This window comes from uncultured Agrobacterium sp. (assembly GCA_913777615.1).
Lineage (GTDB): Bacteria > Pseudomonadota > Alphaproteobacteria > Rhizobiales > Rhizobiaceae > Agrobacterium.
Genome location: CAJYTK010000013.1, coordinates 102,358 through 116,687, shown reverse-complemented (window position 1 = coordinate 116,687; position 14,330 = coordinate 102,358). Strand labels below are relative to the sequence as shown.

General features: G+C 55.7%; 10 protein-coding genes and 1 tRNA gene. 6 read left to right on the top strand and 5 right to left on the bottom strand.

Annotated features, from left to right (window positions below):
- Positions 1-39 precede the first annotated feature (39 nt).
- From QZ862_RS12110 to QZ862_RS12100, 3 genes are all read left to right on the top strand, one after another.
- Positions 40-291: a GlsB/YeaQ/YmgE family stress response membrane protein gene (locus tag QZ862_RS12110; protein WP_296018489.1), complete on the top strand. Its 252-nt coding sequence runs from the start codon at positions 40-42 to the stop codon at positions 289-291.
- A gap of 162 nt (positions 292-453) precedes the next feature.
- Positions 454-529: transfer RNA gene (locus QZ862_RS12105), tRNA-Lys, on the top strand.
- An 870-nt stretch (positions 530-1,399) separates the two neighbouring features.
- Positions 1,400-1,612 carry a hypothetical protein gene (locus QZ862_RS12100; RefSeq protein WP_296018486.1) on the top strand — a complete coding sequence of 71 codons (213 nt, stop codon included), beginning with the start codon at positions 1,400-1,402 and terminating at the stop codon, positions 1,610-1,612.
- 497 nt (positions 1,613-2,109) lie between these two features.
- On the opposite strand, the gene QZ862_RS12095 is transcribed toward QZ862_RS12100, so the two are convergent.
- Positions 2,110-2,361, bottom strand: a complete 252-nt coding sequence (locus QZ862_RS12095) for a hypothetical protein (protein WP_296100101.1) — start codon at positions 2,359-2,361, stop codon at positions 2,110-2,112.
- Between the two features lie 509 nt (positions 2,362-2,870).
- Between QZ862_RS12095 and QZ862_RS12090 the strand changes: the two genes are divergently transcribed.
- Positions 2,871-3,644, top strand: coding sequence for an NAD kinase (locus QZ862_RS12090; protein ID WP_296083740.1), 774 nt, complete (start codon positions 2,871-2,873; stop codon positions 3,642-3,644).
- Positions 3,645-3,658: 14 nt separating this feature from the next.
- Positions 3,659-4,159, top strand: a complete 501-nt coding sequence (locus QZ862_RS12085; RefSeq protein ID WP_296018483.1) for a hypothetical protein — start codon at positions 3,659-3,661, stop codon at positions 4,157-4,159.
- A 93-nt stretch (positions 4,160-4,252) separates the two neighbouring features.
- On the opposite strand, the gene QZ862_RS12080 is transcribed toward QZ862_RS12085, so the two are convergent.
- From QZ862_RS12080 to QZ862_RS12065, 4 genes are all read right to left on the bottom strand, one after another.
- The gene (locus QZ862_RS12080) at positions 4,253-4,717 is read right to left on the bottom strand and encodes a cysteine hydrolase family protein (protein ID WP_296100098.1); all 465 of its coding nucleotides are present in this window, start codon (positions 4,715-4,717) and stop codon (positions 4,253-4,255) included.
- Between the two features lie 258 nt (positions 4,718-4,975).
- Positions 4,976-6,107, bottom strand: a protein-coding gene (gene prfB / locus QZ862_RS12075; protein ID WP_296078171.1) for a peptide chain release factor 2 whose coding sequence is annotated in 2 segments (ribosomal slippage) — positions 4,976-6,037 and positions 6,039-6,107 — 1,131 coding nt in all. Because the reading frame shifts where the segments join, the coding sequence is not laid out codon by codon here.
- A 100-nt stretch (positions 6,108-6,207) separates the two neighbouring features.
- Positions 6,208-8,643: a penicillin-binding protein 1A gene (locus QZ862_RS12070; protein WP_296018476.1), complete on the bottom strand. Its 2,436-nt coding sequence runs from the start codon at positions 8,641-8,643 to the stop codon at positions 6,208-6,210.
- 338 nt (positions 8,644-8,981) lie between these two features.
- Complete coding sequence (locus tag QZ862_RS12065; protein ID WP_363315925.1) at positions 8,982-10,142, bottom strand: N-acetylmuramoyl-L-alanine amidase; 1,161 nt, start codon at positions 10,140-10,142, stop codon at positions 8,982-8,984.
- Between the two features lie 753 nt (positions 10,143-10,895).
- On the opposite strand from QZ862_RS12065, the gene QZ862_RS12060 reads away from it, so the two are divergent.
- The gene (locus tag QZ862_RS12060) at positions 10,896-13,829 is read left to right on the top strand and encodes a ribonuclease E/G (protein WP_296100095.1); all 2,934 of its coding nucleotides are present in this window, start codon (positions 10,896-10,898) and stop codon (positions 13,827-13,829) included.
- Positions 13,830-14,330 lie beyond the last annotated feature (501 nt).

The following is a 14,330-nucleotide window of genomic DNA, read 5'->3' as shown; positions in this document are numbered from 1 at the left end:
TGTGCACAAGCAAATAGTGTCCATAGATGGAGGGTAATCATGGAAGCAGCAGGTATCGGTTGGCTCGCAGCAATCATCATCGGTGGCATCGCCGGGTGGCTCGCAGAGCAGTTCATGAAGAGCAATATGGGTGTTTTGATGAACATCATCCTCGGGATCGTGGGCGCAGTGATCGCCAACGCCATCCTGTCGGTGTTCGGAATCGTTTTGGGCGGCTGGATTGGCTATCTGATCGCTGGTTTCATCGGCGCTTGCATCCTCATTGCAGTCGCGAGAGCGATAAGGCGCTGAAACGCGTCAAAAAAACTTTCTTTTTAAAAGCCCGGTTTTCCGGGCTTTTTCATTGAAAGAGCATCACTCCCAGAAGAAAAATCGCAATATTTCGTCTTTGGCGCTAGACAAGGGAAATGAACCCCTTTATACGCCCCCTCACACCGCCACACGGTGCCGGTCGGGTGATTAGCTCAGTTGGTAGAGCAGCTGACTCTTAATCAGCGGGTCGTAGGTTCGAGCCCTACATCACCCACCATTCTTTCAAAGGCTTACAGCCTGTTTCTCACACATCAAGTTAGGTATCTGCGCAAGATATAGCGCCTCTCGTGGCGCAGAGAACGCCGTAAACTACGCGCATTACAATCTGTATCGAGTAAGATAGGCGGATACGGTTCAGGCAAGCAAAAAGGCTGCGCGACGCTTGAACACTCTCTCGACAGTTTTGATCGGAGAACGCACGACCCGAAAGTCTCGGCTCGCACACTGGGTTCTAGGGGCGCGGGCAAGACGATAGGCACAGGCTGCACCGCTCCTCTGAGTGAGTCTTCAGACGATTCCTACCGGACTGTGAGCGAGCGCTGGAGGGCTAGAAGGACCTACCGATGCCACAGGACCGAGTGAGCGCCACCCACTCCATCAAAATAGTGCTGCTAGAGCTGCTTCTTCCTAGATGTCCGCAAAGACGTCTTATTCTTGATCATACTCCGGCGCCATGAGACTGTTCACCAATATCGTGTTGTTGCTTGGAGGCGTCGTGGGAACCGGCCTCGTCTCTTTCTTTATAGGAAGGACTGTGGTGCAAGCCGCGACCTTCGGAACCTGTTTCGACGGCGGCTGCGGGTATGGGGCTGTGTTCCTGGCGTTTCCGCTCGTTTGGTTCGTGACCTTCGCGCTCTATCTCATGGCGCTTCTCGTCTGGCGAAAGCGACCCTTCAGGCACAATCGAAAAGATGCATAGTCCTCCCGACTGGTTGACATGCCAGCTAAGATAAAAGAATCTCCCCACGCTGGGGATTCGTCGCTTGATACTGCTCGACGTCGTAACGACGTTCGGCTTCAAAAAGCTAATGAATTTCGCGCATGTTCTGCAATGGGGAGCAGGATATGTGATATAATGGAGTGCTGCATGCGCGCTTTGATCAATCCGCCTTCGCTCACGATCGACACAATGGACTACCAGGCGGAATGCCAGTTCGCTCTCGAGCCTTCCATCAATGGGTTGCTTGAAATAGCCGAAAGTGCTGGCTGGGATCGCCAGCACGCCGCGCTCGCCATCGTGGCGCTCGCAAGCGGTCGGCTTTCTGCGGATAGCTTCACAGAAGAACGCGCTCTTTCCTGACACGAAAACGCTGTCTTTATTAAAAAAAGGTCCGGCTCTGCCGGGCCTTTTTTCGTTTTCTCGCGAAACCGCCCGCCGCGGGTGAGAGCGACGACGAAGATTAGAAGGACTCTGACTGGAGGGTGCGGTGATGCTTCACGTACACGCACTGAAGCGGCTGAACTGGACGATATTGACGAATCATTCAAAAAAGAACATAAAGTGAACAAAGGAGATTTGGATGACCACGTCAGAAAGATCGATAGAACACGCACTTGCGCTCGTAGCGCAATCCAGAAGTTTGAGAGAGCGCGCAGAAGAGCGCCGACGAGACCTCCGCCGAAAGACGGAGATGATGACGACGAAGCCTCTCTACAACTTGAAGAAAAAGAGTATCCGTCAGCTTACGCTAAGGCTTGATTCGTGAGGTCTGGCAAAAGGCGCCGTTCCTTTCAGACTCGAAAAAAGGCCACGCCCATTCGTCCGTAGCGCGGCCTTTTTGCTTCGGAATCACACTCTTACTGCATTCTTGCCACTGCGCTTTCTGGTGAGGCAACAGTTGTTTCGGCGTTTCCAGGAAGCCTGTCTGTTTTCTTCAGTACGAGCGCGGTCTTTTGATGCATCTCCGGCGACGCCGAAATGCTCGCTGTCGTGAACTCGCGGTCGATACCGGGCGGCACCGCCGTGGTCTCGATATTTTTGATACAGTCAGCGAAGGCCGTACCGGCAGTAAAAACCAAGGCTGCGGCGGTTATGAGAATTTCCTTCATGTCATTCTCCTCTCGCGGTGATCGACGGTCGATTTTTCTGAAATCAGATCCGTGGACTGTAAATGTGTGGGTCGCGCTGCCGCTCATCGGCAAGGCGTAGTAACGCCAGGCTACGTTCAAGTTTTTACCAGTTTAGATGCACTCCTGATCCCCCTGCGGAAGATCATGGCAACATAAGTTCCAGCAAGCGGCATGATGATCGGCTTATAGGTAGTAGCGGAGGCCTTGTTTGCGGCCTCAAGAACTCTTCGGCGACCGGAAGTACCTTGCGACGTCATGTTACAATCTCCATTGAGCGGAGAGAACGGAGAGAAATTCCTTTTGTTCCAACCGTCGATGGTCCGTCGTTAATATTTAAGGCATGGCTCGCGCCACCGCTTCTCCCGCACCGAAGAAAAACAATTACCAGTCCGTGGAGGTGTGAAACGCGAGTTGGCGCTTGCGGTCCGAAAGAGCTTGTCCATGATGCATTTCTTCATGTACCAGAGAGCATCAATCGGGATGACCGTATGTCGCGCTCAGTATACAAAATTTCCTTCGTTGCATCCCCCGCAGATCACGCGCAGGCAGCAAGAGAAGACCTCATCCGCGAATATGGCAATGCCTCTTTCGAAGAGGCGGAGGTGATCGTCGCACTTGGGGGCGACGGATTTATGCTACAGGTTCTGAACGAAACGATGAACCTCGGAAAGCGCGTCTATGGTATGAACCGTGGCTCGGTCGGCTTCCTGATGAATGATTACAGAGTGTCACGGCTACATGAGCGGATCGCGATTGCCACCGGCAACGATTTCCACCCCCTTAAAATGACCGCAGTGGACGAAACTGGCAACGAAGTTTCGGCACTTGCAATGAATGAGGTCAGCCTATTTCGCCAATCTCACCAAGCCGCAAAGCTTCGCGTCGATATAGATGGCAAGACGAGACTGGAAGAGTTGATCTGCGACGGAGTGATGGTTGCTACGCCTGCGGGTTCAACGGCATATAACTTCTCTGCCCATGGTCCGATCCTGCCTCTCGAATCTCCGCTTCTTGCGCTGACCCCCGTAAGCGCCTTCCGCCCAAGACGCTGGCGCGGTGCGCTGTTACCCAACCAGGTCACGGTGGATATTCATGTCCATGAATTTGAAAAGCGCCCCGTTAACGCGGTTGCTGATCATCGTGAGGTCAAATCCGTTCGCAGCGTCAAAATTGCGCTTTCTCAGGACAGAACGGCAAGAATTCTTTCGGATCCGGATCGTTCCTGGTCTGACCGCATTCTCGCAGAGCAGTTCACCAATTGATAAAGGACGTGACCATGAAAGCTCTTTTTGCGGCAGCGCTCCTGCTTGGCAGCTTCAGTCAGGCCTTCGCTCAAACTCCGGACATCGAAGCCCTGCCCGTCTCGACGATCTTCGTCACCAGCAGCGGCATGTGGGAGCGTGAACCAGCGGATGACGCAGCCAAGCCGAGCGAGCCTGCGCAAAACAACCCGACTGCGCGCGCCGAGCCCACGCGCGGCTATTACAAGGTCGTCGCCATGCGTCAGGGAGACGGTACGGCGAAAATCTACCTCCAACAGATCGCCTACACTGCAGATGGCCCCGCTTTGGTCGATACGCTCGAACTGGAAGAGTTTACCCAGATGAAAGCCTACGTCACCGACATCCGTCCGGAAAGCTCAGCAGGCGCATCCAGCTTGCCTGGCCTATTCGTCACGGTGCATCTGAAGACCGATCCGGCTCAGAAAGAGCCCGATGCATGGACCATCCTCATCGACGAACTGGGTGACATGAAGATCGAAAAGGCGTCCAATTAGAACGGTTCGCTGTGTCTCGCCCCTTGCCTAAATGCAGCTTAGGACCATAATGGCCGCTTTCGTCACAATCTGTCGGAAACCGATAGAGAGCGCCTAAAGTTCTTCGGGTCCGCTTAGAACTGCGCCGAAATGGTGCTTCCACAGCCTAACACCCAGTGCGCCCGACCGGTCCAGACTGGAACCAACGGTCAGCCACGGCAAGAGAGTGGGCGAAAGGCCAGCGTCGAATAGACAGAATCCGGCAGCCAGAACGCAAGTATCGGTTTGGATACCACAAACCAAAACCCGATCGAGTTCCAGCGACAAAAGATAGTCGATGGCGTCCCTTGGCGGCGAATAACCATGCTTGACGAAGACTCGATCCCCAGCCACCAGTGACTCATCGTCTTTGGCCGGTTTCCAACCCAATTGCCGTTCAAAGGGTGTGATCTTTTCATCATGCCGCTCGACGCTTGCAATGCTCGGCATTTTCAAAGCAAGAGCCGCGATGTCCTCAACGAGGCGCTGCGGGGGTTTAAAGCTCAGTTGAACATCGACGATGTAAAGAGCCTGTCTCAACGTCAATCTCCTGCCAAGTTGCCTGGATCTACCGATGTGCGCCCTGCAAAACTATGGTGCGGCCTAGGCACCATTCGTCCGCACGGAACTCCTAAGACATTTCCGTATCATATAGAACGCTCTAATCGGCTCATCGAGCTTTTCAAAAATTCCGATCGCCGGGCAGATGGTAGAAGATTGCCAGCCAGATGCCGTAAAAAGACCTCCCGCAGCGTATGCCGCGAGAGGTCATGATCTCATAGCCCTTTAAAGCAACGATCAATCGATATCGGAAACTTCCACTCCCGCGCCGCCGCTGATGCGGTGAGCAAGCGCTGCCTCCATGAACTCGTTGAGATCGCCATCGAGAACGCTGCTTGGCGAGGTGCTTTCCACTCCGGTGCGCAGATCCTTGACCAGCTGATAGGGCTGCAGAACGTAGGAGCGGATCTGGTGACCCCAGCCAATATCCGTCTTGGACGCGGCCTGCGCATTGGCGGCCTCTTCGCGCTTTTGCAGCTCGACTTCGTAAAGACGCGACCGCAGCATTTCCCACGCCTTGGCGCGATTCTTGTGCTGAGACCGCTCCTGCTGGCAGGCAACGGCAATACCGGTCGGAATGTGAGTGATACGCACCGCCGAGTCGGTCGTGTTGACGTGCTGACCGCCGGCGCCGGACGACCGGTAGGTGTCGATACGGCAATCGCTTTCGTTGATGTCGATCTGGATCGAGTCATCCACCACCGGATAGACCCAGATGGAAGAAAACGACGTGTGGCGGCGTGCGTTGCTGTCGTAAGGTGAGATACGCACAAGACGGTGAACCCCGGACTCGGTCTTCATCCAGCCAAAGGCATTGTGGCCCTTGACGAGGATAGTCGCAGACTTGATTCCGGCTTCTTCGCCATCATGCACTTCCAGAACTTCGACCTTGAAACCCTGGCGCTCGGCCCAGCGCGTATACATGCGCAGCAGCATGCTCGCCCAATCCTGGCTTTCCGTACCGCCGGCACCGGAATGCACTTCGACATAAGTATCGTTGGAATCGGCCTCGCCGGAAAGCATCGCTTCCACCTGGCGACGGTTCGCCTCGCTTCTGAGCGCCTTAAGCGCCTCTTCCGCTTCACGTACGATTTCGTCGTCGCCTTCAGCCTCACCCATCTCGATCAACTCGATATTGTCGTTGACCTGCTGCTCGAGCGAGCGAACGCCCGTGATGGATTCGTCCAGTTGCTGGCGTTCGCGCATCAGCTTCTGCGCTTCACCGGCATCGTTCCAGAGGGTCGGATCCTCTGCCTTGTTGTTCAACCAGTCCAGTCGTCTTATCGCCTGGTCCCAGTCAAAGATGCCTCCTCAGCAGGCTTATGGCCTGCTTGATTTCGTCGACTACATTTACGATTTCATTGCGCATTTCGCAGATTCTTCGCCTTCTTAAAAAACTGCCTGGGTGAATAAATGCGAGGGGCGCGGATGTAAATACCCGCGCCCCTCGACTTGATATCGAATTGATTTCAATAAAGTCCGCCGCCGCCGCCGGTGATGGCCTGCTGCGCCTGTGGAGATTCCCGCAAAATGTCTTCCTGAGACATGTTGCCGTCCATGCCGATGACATTGAAGCTCGATGCGGGGCCGGTACCGGGCTTGAAAGCTTCCATGATCGTATCAGGCTCGCCTTCCATCGCCGCCATACCCGTCTTGCGGTTGACGGCAACGAAGTTCATGCCGTTCGGCACAATGAACTTGCTGTGCGGCAGGTGCTTGGCAGCCTGCGAGATGAACTCGCCGAAGATTGGTGCTGCAAGCGAGCCGCCCGTACCGCCACGACCAAGCGGTGCCGGGCTATCGAAACCGATGTAAAGCCCGGCAACCAGGTCTGGCGTATAACCGACAAACCAGGCGTCCTTCTCGTCATTGGTAGTGCCGGTCTTGCCTGCAACTGGGAGATCGACCTTGATCTTGCCAGCAGCCGTACCGCGCTGAACGACGCCTTCCATCATCGAGGTGACCTGATAGGCGGTCATCGGATCGAGAACCTGCTCCCGCTTGTCGAGGATGGTCGGCTCGTTCTGATCTTGCCACACCGTCGCGTTACAGCCTTCGCAGGCGCGATCCTCATGGCGGAAAATGGTCTTGCCATAACGATCCTGAATGCGGTCGATCACTGTCGGCTTGATCTGCTTGCCACCATTGGCAATGACCGAATAGGCAGAGACCATACGCATGACGCTGGTTTCACCGGAACCGAGCGACATGGAAAGCAGAGGCGGCATCTTGTCATAGATGCCGAATCTCTCCGCATACTCCGCGACCAGATTCATGCCCATGTCCTGCGCAAGACGCACCGTCATTAGGTTACGCGATTTTTCGATGCCAAGTCGCAGCGTGGATGGGCCGGCAACCTCGCCACCATAGTTCTGCGGCCTCCAGACCTCGCCACCGGATACCACTTCAAGTGGCGCATCCATAATAACGGATGCCGGTGTATAGCCGTTATCGAGTGCTGCTGCATAGATAAACGGTTTGAAGGACGATCCCGGCTGGCGCATGGCCTGCGTGGCGCGGTTGAACTCGGACTGCGCGTAGGAAAAACCGCCGACGATCGCCAGAACACGACCCGTATGCGGGTCCATCACCACCATGCCGCCTTGCACTTTCGGTGGCTGACGAAGACGATAGGACGTACCCTGGGCTGCGATCGGCTCGACATAAACGACATCTCCGGGTTTCAGCACTCCGGTCGGAGACTTTGCTGTGCTGCGCTGCCCTTTGGAGTCGCGATAAGCCCACTTCATGTTCTCTGGCTTGATGGAGCCGCGGCTCCCCTTATCAGGGGTGTCGCTGTCGGGATCCGGACGCAGGCCGATATCGACGCCACCGGCACTCGCATCCAGCACCACGGCAAGCCTCCACTCGGGAACGTCGCGTAGAGGTTTCATTTTGGAAAGGAGCGCCGCCCAGTCGCCATTGATGTCGATCTGATCGATCGGGCCATGGAAACCACGGCGCTCATCATAATCGATGAGACCGTCCTGCAGCGCTTTACGCGCTTCCATCTGGATTTCAGGATCGAAAGAGGTGCGCACCGAAAGGCCGCCTTTGAGCAACTTGTCTGCGCCGAACTGATCGACGATCTGGCGACGTACTTCTTCTGCGAAGTAATCCGAACCGGCAAGCTGTGGGCCACTGCGACGAACGTTGACGCCAAGCGGCTGTTGCTTGGCTTCTTCGGCATCCGCCTTGGTAATATAGCCATTCTCGGCCATACGATCGATCACCCAGTTACGGCGCTCGACAGCTGCCTTTTCGCGACGGAAAGGATGATAGTTGGCCGGCCCCTTCGGCAGAGCAGCAAGATAGGCCGTCTCCGCGATGGTCAATTCCGTCACGGACTTGTTGAAATAGGTCAGCGAGGCGCTGGCAATGCCGTATGAGTTCAAACCGAAGAAAATCTCGTTGAGATAAAGCTCCAGGATCTTATCCTTGCTGTAGGCCTGCTCGATACGGAAGGAGAGAATGGCTTCCTTGGCCTTACGCTCCATCGTCTGCTCGTTCGTCAACAGAAAGTTCTTCGCCACCTGCTGGGTAATCGTCGAGCCGCCTTGCGTCGGTCCGCCAGTCACATAAGCGAGTGCCGCACGCGCGAAACCAGTCACGTCGATGCCGGGATGCTGATAGAAATTCTTGTCTTCCGCCGAAAGGAAGGCAGCCTTCACCCGGTCGGGAATGGCCTGGATCGGCAGGAACAGGCGCCGCTGTTCCGCATATTCCGTCATGAGCGCGCCATTGCCGGCGTGGACACGCGTCGTCACCGGCGGTTCGTAGCTGTTCAGAACCGCATAGTCAGGCAAGTCCTTCGTTATCGTCACCAGGTAAATGGCAACGCCAGCAGCGACCACGAGAAACAGCGTGCTCGCCAAGCCGAAGAAATATCCAATCAGTCTGATCATATGAGGCTACCGATACTTCGAATCGCACTTTGCGCCTGCCCGTAGGCGCGCAAATTTATATGGAGCGTGCCGTTTTGCACACCGCTTAACCGATGACAAGTCGCGGATATTACCATTCGCGTTCATGTTACCGGGAGATGGAGTTCGCGCAACGGGTAAAGAGCCCGCTACAGTACCGAATCCATCTATCGCAGTAACGCGGGGAATGTGAGTAAAATAGGGCTCTTGCTGACAAATCCCGCAGCTTTAGGGTTGCTGGCGGTCGCTTTCCAGCAACCGTCACAAAAGCAACACAGCCATGCAGAACTGGGCCGCCGGAGAAACCGACCCATCAGCGATCAACCACCATTGGCGAGAGCCTGAGCGCGATATTTGGTGACCGCTTCCGACAACCTCTCGGCCACTTTGTCGCGCCATTTCTCATCAAGAAGAAGCTTCTCATCTTCCGGATTGGAAAGGAAGCCGAGTTCGACGAGGACCGAAGGGACATCATGGGCGCGCAGAACCTGGAAACCCGCATAACGATGGGGATTGTTGATCAGCCCCACCTGCCCCTCGAATGAGGAGACTATATTCTCCGCAAGCGTTACCGAAAAAGCTTGAGTTTCTCTCCGCGTCAGATCGAGCAGGATATCGGCGACCTCGGGCTGCGCGTTTGAGACCGTCACACCTGCAATTTGATCGGAGAGGTTTTCGCGCTCCGCCAGATTCTGCGCCATTCTGTCAGAAGCCCTGTCAGAGATTGTGTAGACTGTGGCACCTCGAATGCCCTTCTGGCTCAGTGTGTCGGCATGAACCGAAATGAAAAGATTGGCGCTGTGCTGGCGAGCAATGGTGACGCGCTCGGAAAGCGCCAGAAACGTATCGTCATCTCGGGTCAGGAACGCTTTTATACCGGCAATCTTGTTCAGACGATCTGCCAGTTGCTTGGCAAAGGCCAAGGTGATGACCTTTTCGTCCGTTCCGCTGACCCCCCCTGTGGCGCCCGCATCGATACCGCCGTGACCGGCATCAACCGCAATAACGAAATCGGACTGCCGTGGTGATTTTTCGATGATATCCGGCGTGACGGATGCGGTTGTGGCAGGCGCCAGCGATTGCCAGTCCTGTTGCTTCAAAAGTTCCCCAAACTTCTGTTTGGAAGCAATTTCCGTATCGAGAACGAAACGGAACAGCTTGCCATCCTCTTCCGCTTCAACCTTGGCAATCGCAACCTGGACCGGCTTTCGGGCCGTCAGCACCAGCCGCGCACTCCCCTCGCCCATACTGCCGAAACGGATATCGCTGAAGAGGCCCGTGGGTTTCAACTCATGGGCAGGAAAGGCAAAGTTGACCGCTGGCATGTCGATCACGACACGCACTGGCGAATCCAGATAGTGAACCTCAAACTCGGGTTCGGCGTTGAAATCGAGAACGACGCGTGTGCGAGCCTCATCGCCAATGATACGCGCGGCCTTCGCGACAAACTCAGGTGCGGCATGAACGTGAATGCTCGACATAAACGTCATCAGCAGAGCCGGAACAACAACACCCGCATAACGAGTGATTCGTGGGAGAATGCTCTCCCGGTTCAATTCTGCCACCGTAGCCAGCCAATTTTTCATCGTCGTCAATATCTTTAAATTTTCATCGTTTCGCACGAACTTTGCCGGCTAGTTAGACAAAACGCGCATTTCCTCGGATAAGAATGACCCTACTTGAGCCCTGGGGCAACATTCGCAAGCCTTGATGAAGCAATTCTTAACTGCGAAATTCCATCAATGATATGGCATATTTAGCCTGCCTATTGCTATTGTGACGGATAAACCATACAACACGATTGAGGGTTAAAAATGTTGACGGGATAGATTCCCGCCGGCTGCCAATCGAGAATGACTCTGGCGCTGAATTACGGGCAATCATCTGCCGTCGCTTCATTTTTATCCTGAAACTGGATCAATCCGGCCGCGGCCGGAGACATACCCGGTGGCATGCCACCGATCGCTCTGTGGAGAGCATTTTCATCGGACTCTCAGGAGTCTATTTATTATAGTCGTTCTAGCTTGGCCAATGATGTCGTTGCAGCAGCTTTCATACGAACCGGACACAGGAAGCAGGCAAATTGCCCTGTACGTTGTCCGGATGCTGCCAGTTTACATGCGTCGGGCAGGACACTTCATTTCCGGCACACCCTTGAAAAAATATGAAAGGCCTGTCCCTGCGGCAGGCCTGTTCTCGTATGGGACAAGGCTGCGCCGAGGAGCACAGCTTACATGGCAGACAAAATGCTTATCGACGCCTCCCACGAAGAGGAGACGCGCGTAGTCGTTGTTCGCGGAAATCGCATAGAAGAATTCGATTTCGAGTCCGAACATAAGAAGCAGATACGCGGCAATATTTATCTGGCAAAAGTGACGCGCGTCGAACCGTCGCTTCAGGCAGCTTTCGTTGATTACGGCGGCAATCGTCACGGATTTCTGGCCTTCGCCGAAATCCACCCCGACTATTACCAGATCCCGCTGGCCGACAGGCAAGCGCTTCTGAAGGCGGAAGCCGAGGAGCATCGCCGCGGCGATGACTTCGAGCCAGCCGATGCGCCCAACGAGCCTGCGATCGATCTCTCCAAGGCGGACCAGCCGGATATTGGCATCGTGCCGGCATCTGAGGAAAAGGCCGAAGAAGCTGCGGCGTCCGAAGACGTCGTAATCGCGGAAGAGACCGTCGCCGTTGCGGAAGAAGCGGTTGCCGAAGAGCAGCCTGCGGAAGAAGAAAAGCCAAAAAAGCGCACCCGTCGTCCTCGCGCGAAGAAGAAGACTGACGCCGAAGAGGCTTCTGCCGAAGCGCCGGCCGAAGAAGCCTCCGACGAGGACGGCTCCAAGGGTGGCGAAATGGCGGCCATGGTCGACACCGACACGATTTCCGAGGACGTCGAACGCGTCGGCGATGATGATGATGACGACGACGACGATCATCATGAGAAGGAGGTCATCGAGTCTGTCGGCGCTGAAGACGCGATGGAAGAAGTTCCAGACCGCGCCATGCGCAAGCCGCGCAAGCAATATCGTATCCAGGAAGTCATCAAGCGCCGCCAGATCCTGCTTGTGCAGGTTGCCAAGGAAGAACGCGGCAACAAGGGTGCTGCGCTGACGACTTACCTGTCGCTCGCCGGACGTTATTCCGTTCTGATGCCAAACACGGCACGTGGTGGTGGAATTTCGCGCAAAATCACACAGCCTGCAGACCGCAAGCGCCTGAAGGAGATTGCCCGCGATCTCGAGGTTCCGAACGGCATGGGCGTTATTCTGCGCACCGCTGGCGCCAACCGCACACGCGTCGAAATTAAGCGCGACTTCGAATATCTGATGCGACTGTGGGAGAACGTCCGCACACTGACGCTGAACTCTACGGCACCTTGCCTCGTCTATGAGGAAGGCTCGCTGATCAAGCGTTCGATCCGCGACCTCTACAACAAGGACATCAGCGAAATCATCGTTTCCGGTGAGGAAGGCTATCGCGAAGCGAAAGACTTCATGAAGATGCTGATGCCGAGCCACGCCAAAGTGGTTCAGCCCTACCGCGACATTCATCCGATCTTCTCGCGCTCCGGTATCGAAGCGCAGCTCGACCGCATGCTTCAGCCGCAGGTCACGCTGAAATCCGGTGGCTATCTGATCATCAATCAGACCGAAGCCCTGGTTTCGATCGACGTGAACTCCGGTCGCTCGACCCGCGAACATTCGATCGAAGAAACGGCACTCGCAACCAATCTCGAGGCTGCAGAAGAAGTTGCCCGTCAGCTTCGACTGCGTGACCTTGCCGGTCTGGTCGTCATCGACTTCATCGACATGGAAGAGAAGCGTAATAATCGCTCTGTCGAAAAGAAGCTGAAGGATTGCCTGAAAAACGATCGCGCTCGCATTCAAGTCGGCCGCATCTCGCATTTCGGTCTTCTTGAAATGTCGCGCCAGCGCATCCGCGCTTCGGTGCTCGAATCCACCACTCAGATCTGCTCGCATTGCGGCGGCACGGGCCATGTGCGCTCGGAATCCTCCATCGCGCTTCACGTTCTGCGTGGTGTTGAGGAATACCTGCTGCGCAACACGACGCACAACATCACGGTTCGCACGACGCCTGAAACGGCGCTCTACCTGCTCAACCACAAGCGTGGCACGATCGTTGATTATGAAGAGCGCTTCGGCGTCGCAATCATCATCGCAGCAGATGCCAGCGTCGGTGCCCAGCACTTCGCCATTGACCGTGGTGAGGCCGTCGAAAACCCAGTGAAAATCGAAAGCCTTCTGCAAGCCCTTCCAACCTTCGAAGAAGACGAGGACGATATCGTCATCGAAGCCGAGGAAGAAGAAGACGAAGAAGAAGTCGTAGCAAAGGCTCAGAACAACGAGCCTCGGCAGCCTCAAGCTGAGAACGGCGAAGACGGCAAGCGCAAGCGCAAGCGCCGCCGCCGCCGTCGTGGAAAGGGCAACGGCCAGAACGGCGACGTTCAGGCTGATGCCAATGACGACACATCCGGCGAAGGCGATGACGAGGATGGCGACGATGCCTCCGAAGATCAAGCTGAGGCTATTGAAGCACGTGGCGAAGGCGACAATGCTGGCCAGGACGAAGGCAAGCGCAAGCGTCGTCGTCGCGGCAAGCGTGGCGGTCGTCGCAACCGCGACGAAAACGGTGAACTGCTGGATGCCGAAAATGGTGACGGCGATCAGGATGGTTCTGATGACGGCGTTGAAGATGGTGAAGCTGCTGCTGCTGTCGAAGGCGTAGAGCCGACCGCCGCTGTCGAGGCGAGCGAAGCCGAAGCGCCTGAGGTTGAAGAGGCTGAAAAGCCGAAGAAGCCACGCCGTACCCGCAAGGCCAAGGAGAAGACTGAAGCGGTTGCCGAGGCGCAGGTCGAGGCAGAAGCTCCCGCCGCTCAGACAGCCGTTACAGACGCTGCCCCTGCTCCGCAGGAAGCACCCGCGGCCGAAGCACCTGCAGTGCCATCACCTTCTCCAAAGGCTGCTGAACCCGCTGTCGAACCGGCTCGAGAAGAAGCGGACGACGCTGCAAAGCCAGCCCGCGCCAACCGCGGCGATAACGTTTCCTCGTCCGAGCCCGTTGTCACCTCGTCCGGTAAGAGCGACAGCGCCGATGGCGAAGAACCGAAGCCGCGCAAGGGCGGCTGGTGGCAGCGTAAAGGCTTTTTCTAAGCCTTGAAGCACACGCAGTAGAATCGAGACCCCGAGATTGGAGATCCAATCTCGGGGTTTTTCGTTTGATGGCGATAAAATTCTGTGGTGTCCAAGGCGAGATCAGGCCGATGTCATCGAGGTTGAGCGGTGAAGAATCGAGGCTCGCCTCGTTTCGGACGGAGATTAGTAAGCGAGACCACGTAGAAAACCAGTGAGCTTACTTTTTGATTTCGCTCGTGGTTCCGACGCGATGCAAAATAGCGCGAAAAGGCGCTGTCGATGCAATAGCCTGCCAATAACGCAAGCTTGGAACGAGCTACTTTCTCATCGAGTGCTGGAAGAACTGCCCTCAGTTCTTTCTTCAGCCATCAAAGCTCGGTCTTTTTCGACGGCGTCGAGCGCTTTCACTATTTCCTGCGATAGGTGTTTTAACTCCACGAGAGACATCCCGTATATAAGGGAAGCTTCATTGAGGTGCAGTCGAATACGTCCGGTGTAGGTGAAATTGGGCAACCTGAT

Coding starts and splice junctions, on each gene's coding strand:
- QZ862_RS12065 (WP_363315925.1), bottom strand. CDS start 10,142: ATGTCGAGCATTCACGTTCATGCCGCACCTGAGTTTGTCGCGAAGGCC.
- QZ862_RS12100 (WP_296018486.1), top strand. CDS start 1,400: ATGCGCGCTTTGATCAATCCGCCTTCGCTCACGATCGACACAATGGAC.
- QZ862_RS12090 (WP_296083740.1), top strand. CDS start 2,871: ATGTCGCGCTCAGTATACAAAATTTCCTTCGTTGCATCCCCCGCAGAT.
- QZ862_RS12070 (WP_296018476.1), bottom strand. CDS start 8,643: ATGATCAGACTGATTGGATATTTCTTCGGCTTGGCGAGCACGCTGTTT.
- QZ862_RS12110 (WP_296018489.1), top strand. CDS start 40: ATGGAAGCAGCAGGTATCGGTTGGCTCGCAGCAATCATCATCGGTGGC.
- QZ862_RS12085 (WP_296018483.1), top strand. CDS start 3,659: ATGAAAGCTCTTTTTGCGGCAGCGCTCCTGCTTGGCAGCTTCAGTCAG.
- QZ862_RS12060 (WP_296100095.1), top strand. CDS start 10,896: ATGGCAGACAAAATGCTTATCGACGCCTCCCACGAAGAGGAGACGCGC.
- QZ862_RS12095 (WP_296100101.1), bottom strand. CDS start 2,361: ATGAAGGAAATTCTCATAACCGCCGCAGCCTTGGTTTTTACTGCCGGT.